Origin of the sequence: Streptomyces olivaceus, from assembly GCF_000721235.1 — a bacterium.
GTDB classification, from domain to species: Bacteria; Actinomycetota; Actinomycetes; order Streptomycetales; family Streptomycetaceae; genus Streptomyces; species Streptomyces olivaceus.
Genome location: NZ_JOFH01000006.1, coordinates 166060 through 184877, shown reverse-complemented (window position 1 = coordinate 184877; position 18818 = coordinate 166060). Strand labels below are relative to the sequence as shown.

Below are 18818 nucleotides of genomic sequence, written 5' to 3'. Positions count from 1 at the left end.
TGGGCGGGACCGCGATCAGCGCGGCGTCGACGTACGGCCATGCCCTCGTCGCCCCCGCCGGACCCCGCAGCGGCCCGCTCAGCGCGGGTCCCGGGCGGCGCGCTTGAGGCGGAGGGCGGAGACGAGGAAGAAGACGCCGCCGAGGAAGGCGTAACCGGCGAGGTTGCTGAGGGAGGCGCCGTCCTTGCCGGCCTGCGCGAAGAACGACGCGCCGGCGAGGGTGGAGATGGCGCCACTGGCGATCATGGCCCACTGGCCACCCAGTCGGCGGCGGAGCGCACCGACGACGAGCTGGACGATGCCGGCGGTGACGGCCCAGGCGCCCCAGACGCGCAGGACGTCCGGGATGCCGGACGCTGCGGCGACGGCCAGGCCGACGCCGGTGAGGGTGCTGAGCGCGATGTTCGCGTACAGGCCCCGGACCGGGCCGCCGTCCGCCCGCGCGGACCGGACGTCGGCGACCGCGCACGCCACGTCGAACAGGGGATAGACGACCAGCAGCGTCACGCTCACCGGGCCGAGGGAGTCGGCGGTGGTGAACAGCAGGGCCGCCCACACGGCGGCGAACGCGAAGCGCAGGAAGTACAGCCTGCTCAGGGCCGTGGTGACGCCGGTGGGAGCGGTGGCGGCGAGGGTGTCCATGGGATGCCTTCCGATCGAAGAGTGAGGGAGAACGTTCGGTCTCTTTTTGTATCCAAGAGGGCGAGAGTGCTCCCTGTCAAGACCGAACGTTCTCCCTCCCCTGCTTGGTACGGTGGATCCATGAGTCGGGACACAGGAGGAGGCGGCAGCACGTCGGCGGCTCGGTCGAGGCTGCTCACCACGGCGACCAGGATTTTCTACGCGGAGGGGATCCACTCCGTCGGCGTCGACCGGATCATCGCGGAGGCGCAGGTCACCCGCGCCACGCTGTACCGGCACTTCACGGGCAAGGAGGAGCTGGTCCTCGCCTACCTCGGTCAGGCGGACCTGGGGATCCGGGCCCAGGTCGAGGCCGCGCGGGCGGGCGAGGAGACGGCCGCCGGCGAGGTCCGCGCCGTCGCCCGTTCCATCGCCGACGGCATCCGGTCGCCCGGCTTCCGAGGCTGCGCCTTCCTCAACGCGGTGGCCGAATACCCCGACCCCGCGCACCCGGTCCACCGTGCCGTCCTGGCGCACCGGCAGTGGTTCCTGGACACCGTCACGGAGTTGCTGGCCCGGATCGGCGACGCGCCCGCCGACGGCGACGGCCGGCACCTCGTCATGCTGAGGGACGGCGCGATGGCGGCCGGCTGCCTCTTCGACCCGGAGCTGGTCTGCGAGACCTTCCTGCGCGGCGTCGAGGACGTCGTGCGGTCCCGAGGCGCGTGAGCGCCGCCGTGCGCCCGCCCCGCCCGGGAGGCCGGCCGGCCGGTCGTTGACCCCTCCGTCGTACTCCCGGCCGGGTCAGCGCCCCGTCGAGCCGTCGATCAGTTCGCGCAGGATGTCCGCGTGCCCGGCGTGGCGGCCCGTCTCCTCGACCATGTGGACCAGGGCCCAGCGGACGCTGGGCGCGGGGCGGTCCGGGCGGGGCCGGGGGAGTGGGGCGCCGAGGTCGGTGCACGTGTCGAGCATCCGGTTGGCGCGCGCGACGGTCTCCCGGTAGCGGGCGACGACGTCGGCCACGCCGTCCTCGGGCGCGGCCCGGAACGTCGCCGGCCAGTTCCGCACCTCCTCCCCGAGGAAGAGCGCGCGCTCGACGTGGACCAGGTGGTTGAGGAGGCCGAGCAGGTTCGTGCCGGACGCCACCGCGGCCGTGCGGACCTGCGGTTCGGGGGCGCCGTCGACCTTGTCGGCGATCGAGGCCCTGAGGTAGTCGAGGAAGCCGCGCAGGGTCTCGGCCTCGCTGTCGCGAGTGCGCGGCGGCGGGGTGTCCCGGCGCGAACCGCGGCGGACGGCGGCAGGCGTGTGCATGGGGACCTCCTTGTGGGTGGGGCGGCCGTATCACGGTGGGGCGGGCGTATCACGGCGGACCGGCTGTGCCGGAGTGGACCGGTTGTGCCGGGGGTGGACCGGGCGCGCCGAGGTAGGCCGGTCGTACCGAGGTAGGCCGGTCGTACCGAGGTGGACCGGGTGTTACCGAGGTGGACCGGGCGTGTCGAGGTAGTCCGGCTTGTACCGAGGTGGACCGGCCGGTACCGCAAGGCGCCCGGTGCTGCGGGGGCGTGCCGGTCCCGTGCAGTCGGGGTGGCCCTGCGGGGCCGGGGCGGCGTACGGTCCGTCAGTCCTCGCGGCGGATCAGCAGGACGTGGTCGACGACCTCGGCGGTGCTGCCGTCCGGGCCGGTCGCGATCCGGCGCGGCGCGTCCGCGCGTTCGACCCGCCACGTCGACGGGTCGAGGGCGAGACCCGCGGCGACCTCGTCGGGCGTCGGGTGGTGGACGTCGGGGTCCTGGTTCCACGACCACGGCGCAGTCGAGCCGTGGTCGACGACCAGCAGCCGCCCGCCCGGACGCAGGGCCTGCGCGGCCGTCCGCAGGACCGCCGACCGGTCCATCTCGAAGGGGGTGTGGAAGTAGTGCGCGGTGACCAGGTCGAAGAGGCCCTCGGGGAAGGAGACCCCCAGGTCGTGCCGTCGGGCGTCGACCAGATCGCCGAGGCCGTGGGCGCGGGCGTGCCCGGTGAGCCGTTCGGCCGCCACGCCGGAGATGTCCACGGCGGTGACCCGCCAGCCCCGGCGGGCCAGCCACAGCGCGTCGCCGCCGCTGCCGAGCCCGAGGTCGAGCGCGTCGCCGGGAGGCAGGTCGGTGACCGTCTCGACGAGGCGGGCGTTGGGCCGCGGGTCGCCCGTCGCGGGGTGGGACGCGTGGACGCCGTCCCAGAACGCGACCGGATCGGTGGTGTTCATCGAAGCTCCGTAAGTCGTCGGACGGCCCGGGAGGGCCCGATGCGGCCAGTCTCGGCAGCGCCGCCCGGTCCTGGCACGGAAACTTGCCGTTGTGGCAAGGTGACCCGATGGACGCCGGAACGGACGACGTACTCGATGCCGTGGGCCCGCGGCTGCGGACGCTGCGCCGCGAGCGGGGCATCACCCTCGCCCACCTCTCGGCGGCGACCGGTGTGTCCGAGAGCACCCTGTCCCGGCTGGAGAGCGGGCAGCGCCGGGCCACCCTGGAACTGCTGCTGCCGCTCGCCCGGATCTACGACGTCCCGCTGGACGACCTCGTCGGGGCGCCGCGCACCGGCGACCCGCGGATCCATCTGAAGCCGGTCCGGCGCTTCGGGATGGTCTTCGTGCCCCTGTCCCGGCGGCCGGGCGGGACGCAGGCCTTCAAAATGATCATTCCGAGCCGGCCGGCGCCGCTCGAACCCACCCCGCAGACCCACGAGGGCTCGGAATGGCTGTACGTGCTCAGCGGCAGGCTCCGGCTGCTGGTCGGGGAGCGCGACCTCGTGCTGTCGCCCGGCGAGGCGGCCGAGTTCGAGACGTCCCTGCCGCACTGGCTGGGCAGCGCCGACGGCGGCGCGGTCGAACTGCTCGTCCTGTTCGGCCTGCAAGGGGTGCGGACACACGTGCGCGGCGACTGAGCGGAACGGCCGCCGCCGCTCACGCCGTCGCCCTCGCGGCGAGGGTGGGGCCCGGTCCGTCGTGTCCGTGACCCGCGTACCGTCCACCTCCCGCCCGTGCCTACCATGCGCTCAGTGACCGGCCGGCCACCCGAGACCGCGGCCGGCGTCCCGCGGCGCCTCCGCGTCACCGCCCGAAACAGGAGCACGGCACACGTGTCCACACCGCCGCAGCCCGGGCCCCAGGGGCCCCACGCCCAGGGACCGCATCCGGCCGGGCAGCACCACCACCCGCCGCAGCCGCAGCCCGAGCACCCCCACCTGCCGTCGCAGCCGTATCCGTACGCGTATCCGCAGCCGGGTCCCTGGGGGCAGCCCTACGGCGGTCACGGGGGGCGGCCCGGAGAGGCGCGGCTCAGCGGACTCGCCGTCGCCGCGTTCGTGCTCGGGATCCTGTGCTTCGTGCCGGCGGTCGGGCTGGTGCTCGGGCTGGTCGCGCTGGCGCGCATCAGGAAGCGCGGCGAACGGGGCAAGGGGTTCGCGGTGGCCGGGTCATTGCTGTCCTGCGTGGGGCTGGCGCTGTGGGCGGCGTTGCTCTCCACGGGAGCCGCCGGCGACTTCTGGGACGGCTTCCGCGACGCCGCGCGGGGCGAGGGCACCGCGTACGCGCTGGAGAAGGGCCAGTGCTTCACCACCCCCAGCGGCTCCCTGCAGGGAGTGACGTACGACGTCGACGAGGTGCCCTGCGCGCAGCAGCACGACGGCGAGGTCTTCGCCTCCTTCGAACTGCCGCGCGGCTCCTTCCCCGGCGACACGGAGATCAGCCGGGCCGCCGACGACCGCTGCTACGCCCTGCAGGACGGCTACGCCATGGACCGGTGGGCGCTGCCGGCCGACGTCGACGTGTACTACCTGACCCCGACCTCCGGCAGTTGGCGGACCGGCGACCGGGAGATCACCTGCCTGTTCGGCAACACCGACGAGCGGGCCGACCTGACCGGCTCGCTCCGCAACGACGGTGCGCGGCTCGACGCGGACCAGCACACCTATCTGCTGGCGGAGGGTCACCTCAACCGCGCCATGGACCGGATGCCCGGGGCGGCGGCCGTCGAGGACGACCTTGCGGCCTACCGGATCTGGGCGGGACAGGTGGCGGAGGCGCTCCGGGCCGAGACCACGATGCTGGACCGGCACCGCTGGCCGGGCGGTGCCGAGCGCCCCGTCACCGAACTGGTCCGGGACCTGGAGACGGCGCGCGACGAGTGGGGCCTGGCGGCGAAGGCGACCGACGCGGACACCTACTACGCGCACTACGGCAAGGGCTACGACCTGCTCGCGGCCGACACCACGGTCACCGCCCGCGAGGCCCTGGGACTGGCCACGACGCCGCCCGACCACGAGGCGGGCGGCGAGGACGGCGGTGGCGGGGACGACCCCGGCCTGAAGGTGTGAGGCGCGCGCCATAGCGGGAGGAAGTGCCTGGGTAAAGCCCCCGGCTGCCACAAGTCATCACTTCGAGTGATTCTCTGGCCTTTGCTTGCCTGGCTCAACCTACGGTTGCCACGCTGTTGCTGTCTGTACAACCTGATGGGAGCGGCCAGTGACATTCGGTGAGCAGCCGGCGTATCTGCGTGTCGCGGGTGATCTCCGCAAGAAGATCGCCGACGGCCTGCTGCCGCCCCATACCCGCCTGCCGTCCCAGGCGCGGATCCGCGAGGAGTACGGGGTCTCGGACACCGTCGCGCTCGAAGCGCGCAAGGTGCTGATGGCGGAGGGGCTGGTCGAGGGCCGCTCCGGCTCCGGGACCTATGTGCGCGCGCGGCCCGTGCCCCGGCGCATCGCCCGCTCCGGCTACCGGCCGGCGGGCGGTGCCACCCCCTTCCGCCAGGAGCAGGCCGACGGCGAGGCGCACGGCACCTGGGAGTCGCGCAGCGAGCAGGCCGAGGCGAGTGGTGCCGTGGCCGAGCGGCTGGGCATCAAGTCCGGCGACCGGGTCATGTGCACGCGGTACGTCTTCCGGGAGGCCGGCGAGGCCGTGATGCTCTCCACCTCCTGGGAGCCGCTCGACCTCACCGGCCGCACCCCCGTGATGCTGCCCGAGGAGGGGCCGCTCGGCGGCATGGGCGTCGTGGAGCGCATGGCCGCCATCGACGTCGTCGTCGACAACGTCACCGAGGAGGTCGGCGCCCGCCCCGGCCTCGCCGAGGAACTGCTCGCCCTCGGCGGCGTCCCGGGCCACGTGGTCCTGGTCGTCCACCGCACCTTCTACGCCTCGGGCCGGGCGGTCGAGACGGCCGACGTGGTCGTCCCCGCCGACCGGTACCGGGTGGCGTACCACCTCCCCGTCAAGTAGCGGCGGCGCCGGGAGACTTCAGGCTCGCTCCCGTGGTGTGAGATGGCGCACGCCTCCCGTGCGCCTCTCGCGCCCCTCAGTCCTGCCCGCACGCCCGTCCGGCACGGTCCGTCACCGTCCGCGCGGCGCCGGAATCCGGTCGTTCCCGCAGGTCGTCTCCGTCGCTCCTGCCATGCCTCCGACCGGAAGCGTTGGCGCGCCCGGACGGCGCGTTCCTTCTCGTGCGCCCCCTGCGTTCTGGCTGGTTGCGTACCTCTTTGTGTAAAGCCGTATTCGCTGAGTAAAGGTTGGGCGTAGGCTCGGGCATATGCGGATCGGGGTTTCCTTACCGGGCGGGGCGCGGCGCGGGCCGCGGGCGGGAAGTGGAGAGGCGCGATGAACGACGGCACGGTCACTCTTCCCTGGCTGGTCTTCCGGCAGGACGACAACGGCAATCGCTATCGCGTGGGCCGGTACGCGACCCGGGACGAGGCCCAGAAGATCGCGGACACCCTGCACGACCGCGGGCACCAGCAGCTCTACTGGGTCGAGAAGCTCGGCGCCAAGGGCGCGGGAGACTGACCTCACGGCCGACCCGGCGGTCGGCGGCCCGCCGCGGTGGGCGGGCCGGGGGTGCGGACCGGGACAGGCCGTAGGATCCGGCGCATGAGCGAACGGATCGTGGTGGCCGCGGCCCTCGTCGACGGCGGACGTCTTCTGGCCGCGCGCCGCAGCGCACCGGCCGACCTGGCCGGACGCTGGGAACTGCCCGGCGGCAAGGTCGAGGCGGGCGAGAGCCCCGAGGCGGCCCTCGTGCGCGAACTGCACGAGGAACTGGGCGTGGCCGCCGAGCCAGGAGAGCGTGTCCCCGGGCGGTGGCCCCTGAGGGCGCCGTTCGTCCTGCACGTGTGGACCGCGCGGCTGCTCCCCGGCTCCGCCGCTCCCGAGCCCCTCGAGGACCACGACGCCCTGCGCTGGCTCGCCCCCGACCGGATCTGGGACGTGCCCTGGCTCGACCAGGACGTGCCGGCCGTCGAGCGGGTGATCGCCCACCTGGGGCTCGACGCGGTGCGTTCTCCCGGCGGTACAGCGCCTGAATAGAGGGTACGTGCCTATCAACCCGACGGAAGCGGACGCAGGTGGGGGACGCCGGCCGGGGATGTGAGCGGCGTGGACGACAGCGAGGGCGGTTGTGCCGAGTGGGTCTTCCCCGCGGCACCCGACGCCGTGCGCACCGCCCGCTCGGTGGTCCGCCGCACGCTGGAGGAGTGGCGGCTCGGCAGCGTCGGCGACCTCGCCGCCCTGCTGGTCAGCGAGTTGGCCACCAACGCCCTGCGGCACGCCGCCGGCCCCATCGGCGTCCGCCTGGAGCGCGGCCCCGGCGGGGCCGCCGGAGTCCTGCTGGTGGAGGTCTCCGACCCGCTCCCTGACCTGCCCCGGGAGCGCGTCGCCCGGCCCGACGACGAGGACGGCCGGGGGTTGCAGCTGGTGGCGTCGACCGCACGCCGGTGGGGCACCCGGTCCGGCGGAACGGGCAAGACGGTGTGGTTCGAACTCACGGTGCCGCCACAGCCGTGACCACGGCACCGCGCGGCAGTCGCGACTCACCACCGCGACTCACCACCGCGCCACGCGGCAGCCGCCACCGCACCGCGCCACGCGGCAGCCGCCGCCGCACCGCGCCACGCGGCAGCCGCCGCCGCACCGCGCCACGCGGCAGCCGCCGCCGCACCACACCACGCGGCAGTCGTGACGCACCGTCACCGCGAGGCAGCGGTGATCCGCCCTCGCCACCGCGTCCGAACGCCCCGGCACCGCGCCGAAGCGGCCCCGCAACGCCCCTGTTCCCGGGGGCCGTCGTGACCGGGCCGGAGGCAGTTGTGGAACTGCGGGATTCGATGCCGTGTCCGCTGGTTAGAAGACTGGAAGTGTTGTCACGGTCCGGACCGAAAACCATCGGGACCGTGCTGTGATCGTGAACACCGTGTCGTGCGGCGCCGTAGTGCTGGATACTGCGGGCAGCCGCCTCCGGTGACCGGTGCCGGACGCGGTGAGCTGGAGGGGACGGTTCGCGTGAGCGAGATACCAGCGAGGGCCAAGGAGTCCGCGGAGTCCAAGGAGTCCAAGGAGACCGAGAGGCCGTCGCACGGCGCGCCACTCGGTGACGCGGTGTGGCAGAGCAACCCACCCGGCTCCATCTACGACTACATCAAGGTCGCGTCCTTCTCCATCGGTCCCGACGGCCTCGTCGACCAGTGGAGCCTGCGCGCGGAGCAGTTGCTCGGCATCCCCGCCGAACACGCCGTGGGCACCGATCCCATCGACGCCTTCGTCGACCCCGAGCTGCGCGAGCGCGGCCAGCGCAAGATGGCCGAAATCCTCGACGGCCGGGAGTGGACCGGCGTGGTCCCCTTCCGCACACCGGACGCCCCCGGGTCCCCCGTACCGGACGTCCCCGGTGACCCGGACCGGGACGGCGAACGCGGGCGCGGGAGGCGCGGCCTCGCCGAGGTGTACGTCATGCCGACCCGCACCGAGGACGGGGAGAAGGCCGCCGTCTGCATCGTCGTCGACGTACGCGTCCTGCGCAGCATCGAGACCGACCTCGCCGCCTCGCAGGCCATCTTCGGCCAGTCCCCGTTCGGCTTCCTGCTGATCGACCCGGACCTGCGGGTGCGCCGCGCCAACCACCGGTTCGCCTCCATCTTCGGCGGCACGCCCGACAGCCACCGCGGCAAGACCGTCCACGACTACCTGCCGCGGGCCGAGGCCGACCGCGTCTCCGCGACCCTGCGCCGGGTCCTCGAAACCGGCAACTCCATCACGGACATGCACGTCACGGGCTTCGTGCCGGGCTCGGAGGGGCGCCGCCACTGGTCCGTCAACCTCTACCGCGTGCACAGCGGTTCCGGCCGGCCCATCGGCGTCGCCTGGCTGGGAACCGACATCACCTCCCGCCGCCAGGCCGCCCGCGAGGCCGCCGCCGCCCGCCGCAACCTCGCCCTGCTCAACGACGCCGGCGCCCGCATCGGCAACTCCCTCGACCTGGAGACCACCGCCCGCGAACTCCTCGACGTCGTCGTCCCCGGCTTCTGCGACCTGGCCACCGTCGACCTCTACCAGGGTCTGCTGGCGGGCGACGAGACCCCGCCCGGCCTCGCCGACGGCAGCGCGGAGCTGCGCCGCGTGGCCTTCTCCAGTGCCGTCTCCGACGCCCCCTTCCTCGGCACCGGCGAGCGGGTCAAGCTCGGCGCCGTCCACCACTACCCGTTCAACTCGCCCTGTGCGGACGCCCTGCGCACCGCCCGCCCGCGCAGTGTGCCTGCGGAGGAGGGCGGCCTCGTGCAGTCCACCCTCGCCGTGCCGATGGTCGCCCACGACACGGTCGTGGGACTCGCCCAGTTCGCCCGGACCAAGGGCAGCGAGCCCTTCGGCGACCGCGACCGCGACCTCGCCGTGGAGCTGGCCGCCCGCGCCGCCGTCTGCATCGACAACGCCCGCCTCTACCGGCGCGAGCACGAACGCGCGCTCATCCTGCAGCGCTCCCTGCTCCCGCCCGGCGACCCCGAGGCGTCCGGCCTCGACATCGCCTGCCGGTACCTGCCGGGCAACGCGGCCACCGGCCGGGCCAGCGAGGTCGGCGGCGACTGGTTCGACGTCATCGAGCTGCCCGGCCACCGCACCGCCCTGGTCGTCGGCGACGTCATGGGCCGCGGCCTGCGCGCCGCGGTCGCGATGGGCGAACTGCGCACCGCCGTACGCACCCTGGCCCAGCTCGACCTCGAACCGGCCGAGGTGCTCGCCCAGCTGGACGAGATCGCCCGGGGCCTCGGCGCCCCCTCGGGCGTCCAGCAGGCCACCCGGTCCGCCCGCCGTCCACGCGAGGCCGACCTGTCCGAGGTCTACCTGGCGACCTGCGTGTACGCCGTCTACGACTCGGTGACCAGGCGCTGCACCTTCGCCAACGCGGGCCACCTGCCGCCCGTCCTGGTCGAGCCCGGGGAGACCGCGCTGATGCTGGACGTGCCGCCCGGCCTGCCGCTCGGGGTGGGCGGGGAGCCCTTCGAGGAGGTGGAGGTCGAACTGCCCGAGGGCGCCCTGCTGGCCCTCTACACCGACGGACTGGTCGAGAGCCGCGACCACCCCCTCGACGAGGGGCTCCAGGCCTTCGTGGGCGCTCTCACCGACCCCGCCCAGCCCCTGGAGGACGTCTGCGACCACGTCCTCAACACGCTGGACAGCCACCACGGCGAGGACGACATCGCGCTGCTGATGGCCCGTGTCCAGGGGCTGCCCAGCGACTCGGTCGGCGACTGGACGCTGCCCCGCGAGCCGCGCAGCGTCGGCCGGGCCCGCGAGCTGGCCCGCGCCCAGCTGCTCGACTGGGACATGGAACCGCTGGTCGACACGACGGAGCTGCTCGTCAGCGAACTCGTCACCAACGCGCTGCGGTACGGCGAGGGCGAGATCAGGCTCCGCCTCCTCCTCGACCGCACCCTGGTCTGCGAGGTCTGGGACTCCGGCCTGGTCCAGCCCCGCAGGCGCCGGGCCCGCGCCACCGACGAGGGCGGCCGCGGCCTGCAACTGGTCGGCCTGCTCAGCGCGGCCTGGGGCTCACGCCGTACGCCGCGCGGCAAGACCGTCTGGTTCGAACTGCCCCTGCCGGGCGCCGACACCCAGCTCACCGACCCGGCGGAGGCGCTGCTCAGCCTCTTCTGACGCCTCCGGCGGCACGCCCCGGCGTCGTCCGGGTGCGGGCCCGCCGGGTGCGGCGTACGTGGCCGCACCCGGCCAGCAGCAGGGCCGCCCCGGCCGTGACCAGGGGCGGCACCAGGTCGGCGGAGATCATCGCGATGCACCCCCGACCGGAACCGGAACACCGGTTCGAGTCGTCCCCGTTGGCAACACGCTCGGAGCGTACGCGCGGCGACCGGCCACCGCGACCGGGACCGGGCCACAGGGAGGGGACACCGTGGAGGACACGGAACCGAGACCCACCGAACCGAGACGCACCGAACCGGCACCCGCCGACACCGATTCGCCCCCGCCGGGCCCACCAGCCCCCGCCGACACAGATCAGCCCCCGCCGGGCCCACCGGCACCCGCCGACGCCGGTCGGCCTTCGCCGGTCCCACCGGCACCCGCCGACGGTGATTCGCCCCCACCGGGCCCACCAGCCCCCGCCGACACCGATCAGCTCCCACCGGTCCCACCCGCACCCGACGACGAGAGCCGCACGGTTGGTGCGGGTGGGAACAAAGACGCCGAAGCCGAGGCCAAGGCCACCCCACGCAAAAGACCCCGCATCCGCCGCAAGCGAACCGCCCTCGCCGTCCTCCTCGTCCTGCTCCTCCCCCTGCTCGTCGCAGAGACGGCCCTGCGCGTCAACTACCTGGGCGACCCCGCCGACGGCACCCGCACCCGCGGCCGCGACGCGCTCTGGCTCGGCCACGCCTGGGTCGACGGCCGCAAGACGGAGGCCGACCTCACCGCGCTGGCCCGCAACCTGAAGACCACCGGCATCCGGGACCTGTACGTCCACACCGGCCCGATGGAGCACGACGGCACGCTGCCCGAGGCCCTCTACCCCAAGGCCCACTGGCTGATCGACGGCGTGCACCGGGAACTGCCCGGCGTCCGCGTCCAGGCCTTCCTCGGCGACGTCCTCGCCACCGAGAGCCCCGACGGCATGCGGCTGGAGCAGGCCGCCACCCGTGCCGCCGTCGTCGACTCGGCCCGCCAGGTCCTGGACGTCGGCTACGACGGCGTCCACCTCGACCTGGAGCCGCTGCACTCGGGCGACCGGGACTACCTCTCCCTCCTGGACGACGTCCGCGCCGTCACCCGCCCGCGCGGCGCGCAGCTCTCCGTCGCCGCCCACCAGATCGACCCGCTCCCGGGCTTCCACTCCTTCTGGGGCACGGTCGCCGGGCACCCCAAATGGTGGTCGCAGGAGTTCTTCGGCCGGGTGGCCCGCCGCGTCGACCAGATCGCCGTCATGTCGTACGACACGATGCAGCCGCTGGAGAGCCTGTACGGCGGCTACGTAGCGCAGCAGACCTCGCTGGCGCTGGAGGTCACGCCGCCCACGACCCACCTCCTGATGGGCCTGCCCTTCTACCAGGAGAACCGCTTCGGCCACTGGGCGCACGCCGAGACCGTCGCCGCCGCCGTCCGCGGTGTCCGCCTCGGACTGTCCCGTACGGACGCCGACCGCGAGCGGTTCGGTGTCGCCGCGTACATCGACTTCGCGGCGACGGACGAGGACTGGGCGTCGTACCGGTCGGGCTGGGTCGGTTAGGGCCTAAGGGGTGCCCCGGTCCCGGGTCCGGCGGCCGATCTTCGAACCCAGCCACACCAGCGGGTCGTACTTGCGGTCCACGGCCCGTTCCTTCAGCGGGATCAGCGCGTTGTCCGTGATCCGGATGCCCTCGGGGCAGACCTCCGTGCAGCACTTGGTGATGTTGCAGTAGCCGAGGCCGTGCTCGTCCTGGGCCGCGCGTCCGCGGTCCAGGCCGGTGTCCCCGGCCGCGTCCAGCGGGTGCATGTCCAGCTCGGCGACCCGCATCAGGAACCGCGGTCCCGCGAAGGCCGGCTTGTTCTCCTCGTGGTCGCGCACCACGTGGCAGGTGTCCTGGCAGAGGAAGCACTCGATGCACTTGCGGAACTCCTGCGACCGTTCCACGTCCTCCTGCATCATCCGGTACTCGCCCGGCCCGAGTTCGGCGGGCGGCACGAAGGCCGGGACCTCCCGCGCCTTGGTGTAGTTGAAGCCGACGTCCGTCACCAGGTCCCGGATCACCGGGAAGGCGCGCAGCGGCGTGACGGTGATCGTCTCCTCGCGGGTGAAGACGGACATGCGGGTCATGCAGAGCAGCCGGGGACGCCCGTTGATCTCCGCCGAGCACGAACCGCACTTGCCGGCCTTGCAGTTCCAGCGCACGGCGAGGTCGGGGGCCTGGGTGGCCTGGAGGCGGTGGATGATGTCGAGGACCACCTCGCCCTCGTTGACCTCGACCGTGAAGTCCGCCAGGCCGCCGCCCTCCACGTCACCGCGCCACACCTTGAAGCGGGCCTCGTAGCCGGTCATCCGCCCAGGCCCTCCAGTTCGTCGTCGGCGAGGTACTTCACCAGCTCCTCCTTCTCGAAGAGGGCGAGCAGATCGGGCCGGACGGGCTCGGTGGCCTCCCGCACCAGGGCGATCCGGCCGCGCTCGGGGTCGGCCGCCGCGGGCTCGACCGACGGGTCGGCCAGCGAGCACAGCAGGTTGGCCGGACGCCAGCGCCGGTCCATCGACGGGTGGTCCTCGCGGGTGTGCCCCCCGCGCGACTCGGTGCGTTCCAGCGCCGCCCGCGCCACGCACTCGCTGACCAGCAGCATGTTCCGCAGGTCCAGGGCGAGGTGCCAGCCCGGGTTGAACTGCCGGTGCCCCTCCACCCCGGCCCGGCGGGCGCGCACCCGCAGCTCGGCCAGTTTCTCCAGGGCCTGCTTCATCTCCGGCTCGCGGCGGATGATCCCGACCAGGTCGTTCATGGTCTGCTGCAGTTCCTGGTGGAGGGTGTACGGGTTCTCCGGCGGGCCCTCGGCGGGCTCCTGCGTCTCGGCGGAGAACGGCCGCAGCGCCTCCGCGGCGGCCGCGTCGACCTGGGCGTCCTCGACCGGGACGCGGGCCCCGTCACCCCCGTCGCCGGATCGCGCCGCCGCGTACTCGGCCGCGTACCGGCCCGCACGGCGCCCGAACACCAGCAGGTCGGAGAGCGAGTTGCCGCCCAGCCGGTTGGAGCCGTGCATGCCGCCGGCCACCTCACCGGCCGCGTACAGCCCCGGCACCCCGCGCGCCGCGGCCGTGTCGGAGTCGACGGCGATGCCGCCCATCACGTAGTGGCAGGTGGGCCCGACCTCCATGGCCTCCGCCGTGATGTCGACGTCGGCCAGCTCCTTGAACTGGTGGTACATGGAGGGCAGCCGGCGCCGGATCACCTCGGCGGACATCCGGGTCGACACGTCGAGGAAGACCCCGCCGTGCGGCGAGCCCCGGCCCTCCTTCACCTCGGCGTTGATCGCGCGGGCCACCTCGTCGCGCGGCAGCAGCTCGGGCGGGCGCCGGTTGTGGTCGGGGTCGTCGTACCAGCGGTCCCCCTCCGCCTCCGACTCGGCGTACTTCTCCTTGAAGACGTCGGGGACGTAGTCGAACATGAACCGCCTGCCATCCGAGTTCCTGAGCACGCCGCCGTCGCCGCGCACCGACTCGGTGACGAGGATGCCCTTGACCGACGGCGGCCAGACCATGCCCGTCGGGTGGAACTGCACGAACTCCATGTTCAGCAGCGGCGCCCCGGCCAGCAGCGCCAGGGCGTGGCCGTCGCCGGTGTACTCCCACGAGTTCGACGTCACCTTGAACGACTTGCCGATGCCGCCCGTGGCGAGCACCACGGAGGGCGCCTGGAGGACGAAGAAGCGGCCGCTCTCGCGCTCGTAGCCGAAGACGCCCGACACGTTCCGGCCGTCCTTGAGGACGCGGGTGACCGTGCACTCCTGGAAGACCTTCAGGCGGGACTCGTGGTCGCCGGTCTCGCGGAAGTCCTCCTGCTGGAGCGAGACGATCTTCTGCTGCAGGGTGCGGATCAGTTCGAGACCCGTACGGTCGCCGACGTGGGCGAGGCGCGGGTACTCGTGGCCGCCGAAGTTGCGCTGCGAGATGCGGCCGTCCTTCGTCCGGTCGAACAGCGCCCCCCAGGTCTCCAGCTCCCACACCCGCTGCGGGGCCTCCTGGGCGTGCAGTTCGGCCATCCGCCACTGGTTGAGGAACTTGCCGCCGCGCAGGGTGTCGCGGAAGTGGACCTGCCAGTCGTCGCCGGAGTTGACGTTGCCCATGGCGGCGGCGATGCCGCCCTCGGCCATCACCGTGTGCGCCTTGCCGAACAGCGACTTGCAGATCACGGCCGTACGGGCGCCGCGCTCGCGGGCCTCGACGGCGGCGCGCAGTCCGGCGCCGCCCGCGCCCACCACGACCACGTCCCATTCCTGCCGGTCGACCACGGACATCAGAACAACCTCGGATCGTCGAAGACGCCGGACGCGACGAGATACACGTAGAAGTCGGCGAGCGCCACGCTCACCAGCGACGCCCAGGCGAGCTGCATGTGCCGGGCGTTGAGCCTGCCGACCACCCGCCACATCCGGTAGCGCACGGGATGCCGGGAGAAGTGCTTGAGCTTGCCCCCGACGATGTGCCGGCAGGAGTGGCAGGAGAGGGTGTACGCCCAGATCAGCGCGATGTTGGCCAGGAAGATGAGGGTGCCGAGCCCCATGTGGCCCCAGGCGTAGTGCTCGTCGCGGAAGGCGAGCACGGTGTCGTAGGTGAGGATCAGCGCGACGAGGAGCGCCGCGTAGAAGAAGTAGCGGTGGATGTTCTGGAGGATCAGCGGGAAGCGGGTCTCGCCGGTGTACTTCTTGTGCGGCTCGGCCACCGCGCAGGCCGGCGGGGAGGCCCAGAAGCCCCGGTAGTAGGCCTTGCGGTAGTAGTAGCAGGTCAGGCGGAAGCCGAGCGGGAAGATCAGGATGATGATCGCGGGGGAGACGCCCCACCAGGTGCCGAAGAGTTCCCAGTTGGGCCCCGAGCGCATCGGCTCGCAGCTCTCCGCCAGGCAGGGGGAGTAGAAGGGCGAGACGTAGGGGGCCGCGTAGTAGTCCGCGTTCGCGAAGGCCCGCCAGGTGGAGTAGACGACGAAGGCCAGCAGGCCCGCGGCGGTGGCGGCCGGTGCCAGCCACCAGCGGTCGGTGCGCAGGTGCGGGGCGCGGATGGCGGCGCGCGTCCGGGAGTGGACGCCGCCGCCCGGGGGATGGTCCTCGGTGGCTGGCGGTTCCGTACCAGTGGCCACTGGGCGACTCCGGTCGGTCGGGTCTGGTTGCGGGCCTTTCTCGTGTCCCCCGGCACAGGCCCTAGGGGGCGCGGCGGTCGCGGGCGCCGAGGCCCTCGTCGTCCGAGTCCGTCCACAGCGAGCCGTCGTACGGCGTGTCGGGGATCGTGACGAGGTCGGGACGGTGCGGTGCGTCCGGCGCCGCGGTCGCCGCCCGCAGCAGCGCGACGCTCTCGCGCAGGTGGTCGGCGTCGGTGCGGACCCGGCGGACCTCCAGGCCGCCGCTGCCCACCTGCTGTTCCAGCCGGGTCACCGACCGGGCCAGTTCGTCGAGACTGCGCTGGATCGATGACAGGTCGTCGTGCACGGACATGACGTGACCTCACTTCCGCCGGAACTTCCGCCGGACGTCCGCAGGGCACACGGCAGGGACCGGCCTTGGGTGGCGACGCTCATGCGCCTGCGAGTGTCGCGCGTCACACCCGCCGCTGGGAAGGGATGTGCAGCGATTGGCCGGAGCGCGCCGGTGCACCACGGGCGGCATTGCGCCGCACGAGTGGCGTTGCGTACCGCTGTCGCCGTGTCTCCGCGCACGGCCGAACCGTTTCCTCTTCAGTGGCCGCATCCCCGTCCGGATACAAATGATCAACTTGAATACCGCAAATAAGGCGTACTGCGACACACGGTGCATCGCGCGTGCACCGTCCCGAGCGATCACCACGGCCGCGGCCTTCCGGAGGTAGCAGAGATGTCCCACGTCCGCGTCGGACCGCGCGCCGTCACGCGCTCGGTCGCCTTCCTCACCGCGGGTGTCCTCGCGGTCCCCGCGCTGGCCGGCTGCACCTCCGACGAACCGGCCGGCAAGCCGCTCGCCGCACAGGACGTCGCCGCCGCCCCGCGCTCCCGGGTCGCCGACGGCGGCACCCTGCGCTGGGCCGTGGACTCCGTACCGGAGACGCTGAACACCTTCCAGGCGGACGCCGACGACACCACGAACCGCGTCGCCCAGGCCGTACTCCCCTCGATGTACCGGACGGACGACACCGGCCGCCCGGCGCGCAACCCCGACTACCTGGAGTCGGCCGAGGTCGTCGACACCGAGCCCAAACAGGTCGTCGTCTACAAGCTGAACCAGCAGGCCGTCTGGAGCGACGGCCGGGAGATCGGCGCCGCCGACTTCGCCGCCCAGTGGCGCGCCCTGTCCGGCAAGGACAGCGCCTACTGGACCGCGCGCAACGCCGGCTACGACCGCATCGAGAAGGTCGAGCGCGGCGCCGGCGACCTGGAGGTCAAGGTCACCTTCAGCCGGCCCTACGCCGACTGGCAGTCCCTGTTCACGCCGCTGTACCCGAAGGACGTCACGGGCACCCCGGACGCCTTCAACGACGGCGCGCGGCGGGAGCTCAAGGTCACCGCCGGTCCCTTCGCGGTCCAGAAGGTCGACACCAAGGACGACGAGGTCGTGCTCGCCGGCAATCCGCGCTGGTGGGGCGAGCCGGCCAAGCTGGAGCAGATCGTGCTGCGCGCCGTCCCCCGCGACAAGCGCGTCTCCGAGCTGGTCGCCGGGAAGCTCGACCTCGCGGAGGTCGACCCGGAGACCGCCGACGAGGTCGGCCTGGCCGCCGGCCCGCGCGACGCCGGCACCGGCACTCCGCTGATGGGACCGCAGGGCACCCCGGCCGCGGGCGCCCCCGGCTCCCCGCTCGCCGGAGACCGGGGCAGGTCCGCCGCGCAGGCGCTGCGCTCCTGGGCCCTGGCCAACGGCTCCGACGAGGAGGCCGCCGAGGAGGAGGTCCTCGCCCGCGAGGAGCGGCGCGAGACCGAGGCGAAGGCCCAGCGCCGGCAGCGGGCCCTGAGCGGCTTCGAGGTGCGCAAGTCGCTGGAGCCCGCCTACACCCAGCTCGCCCTCAACGGCGCCGACGGCCCGCTCGCCGACGAACGCGTCCGCAGGGCCGTGGCCCGGGCCCTGGACCGGAAGAAGCTGGCCGAGGCGGTGCTGAAGCCGCTCGGCCTGCCCGCCGAGCCCGTGGGCAGCCATGTCGCGCTGGCCGGCCAGCCCGCCTACGCCGACGGCAGCGGCGCACTCGGCGACCAGAACGCCAAGGAGGCCCGCGCCCTGCTCGCGGACGCCGGGTGGGTGCCCGGCGGGCCGGTGAAGAAGACCGAGAAGGGCGAGAAGGCGGCCGGCGCCGAGGGGGACGGGGAGAAGGAGAAGGACGGGAAGAAGTCCGAGGACGGCGACGACGGCGACGACGGGACGTACATCGTCGGCGAGGACGGCAAGAACCCCGGCGACGGCGGCGACAGCGGTGACGGCGAGAACGGCGAGGGAGGGGCGAAGGCCGGCGACGCCGAGAGCGGCGAGAAGCACAGCAGCGGCAAGAACACCGCGCAGGGCGGCGCCCCCGGCGCCTACGCCCCCAAGGGCACGGCCGCCCCGGCCGCCGCGGCGGCCCCCGTCGCCAAGGACGGCAAGGCGCTCACCCTCCGCTTCGTGCTCCCCTCGGGCCCCGGCTCCGAGGCGCTGCGCACCGTCGCCGGCCGGGTCTCGGACATGCTGGACGAGATCGGCATCGACACCGCCATCACGAAGGTGCCGGACGAGAGCTACTTCAAGGACCACATCGCTTCGGGCGCGTACGACCTCGCGCTCTACTCCTGGCCCGCCACCGCCTTCCCCGCCACCGACGCCCGCCCCGTCTACGCCAAGCCCGTCCCGGCCGCCGACGGCTCCCTGAACGTCGCGCAGAACTACACCCGGGTCGGCACCGACCAGGTCGACCAGCTCTTCGACCGCGCGATGTCGACGCTGGACCGCAAGGAGGCCCGGGACCTGCTGCGCAAGGCCGACTCCCGGATCTGGGCGGCGGCCGGCTCCGTTCCCCTCTACCAGCGCCCCCAGCTGACGGCGGCCCGCAAGGGCCTCGCCAACGCGGGCGCGTTCGGTTTCGAGACGCCGGTCTACGAGGACATGGGCTTCCTGAAGAAGGGCGCCCAGGGCCCCCGGCCCGCCGCCTCGCCCTCGTCCTGAGACCCGGCCCACCCCTCCCGGCAAGCCGCAGCCCCCGGGGCCCCGTACCATTGGGTGAGGCCGTGGCATG

18 protein-coding genes are annotated in these 18818 nt (G+C 73.4%); 10 read left to right on the top strand and 8 right to left on the bottom strand.

Annotation, left to right across the window (positions count from 1 at the left end; all coding sequences use genetic code 11):
* Nucleotides 1-78 precede the first annotated feature (78 nt).
* Entirely contained in the window at nt 79-642 is a 564-nt protein-coding gene (locus IG94_RS0109590) for a hypothetical protein (protein ID WP_031033376.1), read from the bottom strand.
* A 120-nt stretch (nt 643-762) separates the two neighbouring features.
* On the opposite strand from IG94_RS0109590, the gene IG94_RS0109585 reads away from it, so the two are divergent.
* Nucleotides 763-1350, top strand: a complete 588-nt coding sequence (locus IG94_RS0109585) for a TetR/AcrR family transcriptional regulator (protein WP_031033374.1) — start codon at nt 763-765, stop codon at nt 1348-1350.
* 75 nt (nt 1351-1425) lie between these two features.
* Here IG94_RS0109585 and IG94_RS0109580 read toward each other — a convergent pair whose 3' ends face one another.
* Nucleotides 1426-1932 (bottom strand): DinB family protein, encoded by a 507-nt coding sequence (locus IG94_RS0109580; protein ID WP_031033373.1) that lies wholly within the window; start codon nt 1930-1932, stop codon nt 1426-1428.
* A 307-nt stretch (nt 1933-2239) separates the two neighbouring features.
* Nucleotides 2240-2866 (bottom strand): class I SAM-dependent methyltransferase, encoded by a 627-nt coding sequence (locus IG94_RS0109575; RefSeq protein ID WP_031033372.1) that lies wholly within the window; start codon nt 2864-2866, stop codon nt 2240-2242.
* A 107-nt stretch (nt 2867-2973) separates the two neighbouring features.
* Between IG94_RS0109575 and IG94_RS0109570 the strand changes: the two genes are divergently transcribed.
* From IG94_RS0109570 to IG94_RS0109540, 7 genes are all read left to right on the top strand, one after another.
* A complete protein-coding gene (locus IG94_RS0109570; RefSeq protein WP_031033371.1) occupies nt 2974-3546 on the top strand; it encodes a helix-turn-helix domain-containing protein in 573 nt (190 codons plus the stop codon).
* Between the two features lie 195 nt (nt 3547-3741).
* Nucleotides 3742-4977, top strand: a complete 1236-nt coding sequence (locus IG94_RS0109565) for a DUF4190 domain-containing protein (protein ID WP_031033369.1) — start codon at nt 3742-3744, stop codon at nt 4975-4977.
* A 148-nt stretch (nt 4978-5125) separates the two neighbouring features.
* Nucleotides 5126-5878: a GntR family transcriptional regulator gene (locus IG94_RS0109560; protein ID WP_031033368.1), complete on the top strand. Its 753-nt coding sequence runs from the start codon at nt 5126-5128 to the stop codon at nt 5876-5878.
* A gap of 375 nt (nt 5879-6253) precedes the next feature.
* Nucleotides 6254-6439, top strand: a complete 186-nt coding sequence (locus IG94_RS0109555; RefSeq protein WP_031033367.1) for an SPOR domain-containing protein — start codon at nt 6254-6256, stop codon at nt 6437-6439.
* Between the two features lie 84 nt (nt 6440-6523).
* Nucleotides 6524-6958 carry a (deoxy)nucleoside triphosphate pyrophosphohydrolase gene (locus tag IG94_RS0109550; RefSeq protein ID WP_031033365.1) on the top strand — a complete coding sequence of 145 codons (435 nt, stop codon included), beginning with the start codon at nt 6524-6526 and terminating at the stop codon, nt 6956-6958.
* Between the two features lie 60 nt (nt 6959-7018).
* Nucleotides 7019-7435 (top strand): ATP-binding protein, encoded by a 417-nt coding sequence (locus tag IG94_RS0109545; protein ID WP_031033363.1) that lies wholly within the window; start codon nt 7019-7021, stop codon nt 7433-7435.
* A 495-nt stretch (nt 7436-7930) separates the two neighbouring features.
* Nucleotides 7931-10576, top strand: coding sequence for a SpoIIE family protein phosphatase (locus IG94_RS0109540; protein ID WP_031033362.1), 2646 nt, complete (start codon nt 7931-7933; stop codon nt 10574-10576).
* Here the strand turns inward: IG94_RS0109540 and IG94_RS42530 are convergent.
* On the bottom strand, nt 10563-10706 hold the full coding sequence (locus IG94_RS42530; protein WP_157852227.1) for a hypothetical protein: 144 nt from the start codon (nt 10704-10706) through the stop codon (nt 10563-10565). The two genes, IG94_RS0109540 and IG94_RS42530, sit on opposite strands and share 14 nt — an antisense overlap.
* A gap of 123 nt (nt 10707-10829) precedes the next feature.
* On the opposite strand from IG94_RS42530, the gene IG94_RS0109530 reads away from it, so the two are divergent.
* A complete protein-coding gene (locus tag IG94_RS0109530) occupies nt 10830-12158 on the top strand; it encodes a glycoside hydrolase family 18 protein (protein ID WP_078892237.1) in 1329 nt (442 codons plus the stop codon).
* Nucleotides 12159-12161: 3 nt separating this feature from the next.
* Here the strand turns inward: IG94_RS0109530 and IG94_RS0109525 are convergent, their stop codons facing one another.
* From IG94_RS0109525 to IG94_RS0109510, 4 genes are all read right to left on the bottom strand, one after another.
* Complete coding sequence (locus tag IG94_RS0109525) at nt 12162-12947, bottom strand: succinate dehydrogenase/fumarate reductase iron-sulfur subunit (RefSeq protein ID WP_031033359.1); 786 nt, start codon at nt 12945-12947, stop codon at nt 12162-12164.
* Nucleotides 12944-14902 carry a fumarate reductase/succinate dehydrogenase flavoprotein subunit gene (locus IG94_RS0109520; RefSeq protein WP_031033358.1) on the bottom strand — a complete coding sequence of 653 codons (1959 nt, stop codon included), beginning with the start codon at nt 14900-14902 and terminating at the stop codon, nt 12944-12946. Before IG94_RS0109520 ends, IG94_RS0109525 begins: the two co-directional genes overlap by 4 nt.
* Nucleotides 14902-15738: a hypothetical protein gene (locus IG94_RS0109515; RefSeq protein WP_031033356.1), complete on the bottom strand. Its 837-nt coding sequence runs from the start codon at nt 15736-15738 to the stop codon at nt 14902-14904. Before IG94_RS0109515 ends, IG94_RS0109520 begins: the two co-directional genes overlap by 1 nt.
* Nucleotides 15739-15799: 61 nt before the next feature.
* Complete coding sequence (locus IG94_RS0109510) at nt 15800-16090, bottom strand: hypothetical protein (RefSeq protein WP_031033355.1); 291 nt, start codon at nt 16088-16090, stop codon at nt 15800-15802.
* Between the two features lie 375 nt (nt 16091-16465).
* Between IG94_RS0109510 and IG94_RS0109505 the strand changes: the two genes are divergently transcribed.
* On the top strand, nt 16466-18748 hold the full coding sequence (locus tag IG94_RS0109505) for an ABC transporter family substrate-binding protein (RefSeq protein WP_031033353.1): 2283 nt from the start codon (nt 16466-16468) through the stop codon (nt 18746-18748).
* The last annotated feature ends 70 nt before the right edge of the window (nt 18749-18818 follow it).

What these genes read in the sequence shown, in the direction of transcription:
- IG94_RS0109510 (WP_031033355.1), bottom strand. Translation starts at nt 16,090, where the DNA reads ATGTCCGTGCACGACGACCTGTCATCGATCCAGCGCAGTCTCGACGAA.
- IG94_RS0109580 (WP_031033373.1), bottom strand. Translation starts at nt 1,932, where the DNA reads ATGCACACGCCTGCCGCCGTCCGCCGCGGTTCGCGCCGGGACACCCCG.
- IG94_RS0109585 (WP_031033374.1), top strand. Translation starts at nt 763, where the DNA reads ATGAGTCGGGACACAGGAGGAGGCGGCAGCACGTCGGCGGCTCGGTCG.
- IG94_RS0109550 (WP_031033365.1), top strand. Translation starts at nt 6,524, where the DNA reads ATGAGCGAACGGATCGTGGTGGCCGCGGCCCTCGTCGACGGCGGACGT.
- IG94_RS0109570 (WP_031033371.1), top strand. Translation starts at nt 2,974, where the DNA reads ATGGACGCCGGAACGGACGACGTACTCGATGCCGTGGGCCCGCGGCTG.
- IG94_RS0109590 (WP_031033376.1), bottom strand. Translation starts at nt 642, where the DNA reads ATGGACACCCTCGCCGCCACCGCTCCCACCGGCGTCACCACGGCCCTG.
- IG94_RS0109555 (WP_031033367.1), top strand. Translation starts at nt 6,254, where the DNA reads ATGAACGACGGCACGGTCACTCTTCCCTGGCTGGTCTTCCGGCAGGAC.
- IG94_RS0109575 (WP_031033372.1), bottom strand. Translation starts at nt 2,866, where the DNA reads ATGAACACCACCGATCCGGTCGCGTTCTGGGACGGCGTCCACGCGTCC.
- IG94_RS0109505 (WP_031033353.1), top strand. Translation starts at nt 16,466, where the DNA reads ATGTCCCACGTCCGCGTCGGACCGCGCGCCGTCACGCGCTCGGTCGCC.
- IG94_RS0109525 (WP_031033359.1), bottom strand. Translation starts at nt 12,947, where the DNA reads ATGACCGGCTACGAGGCCCGCTTCAAGGTGTGGCGCGGTGACGTGGAG.
- IG94_RS0109520 (WP_031033358.1), bottom strand. Translation starts at nt 14,902, where the DNA reads ATGTCCGTGGTCGACCGGCAGGAATGGGACGTGGTCGTGGTGGGCGCG.
- IG94_RS42530 (WP_157852227.1), bottom strand. Translation starts at nt 10,706, where the DNA reads ATGATCTCCGCCGACCTGGTGCCGCCCCTGGTCACGGCCGGGGCGGCC.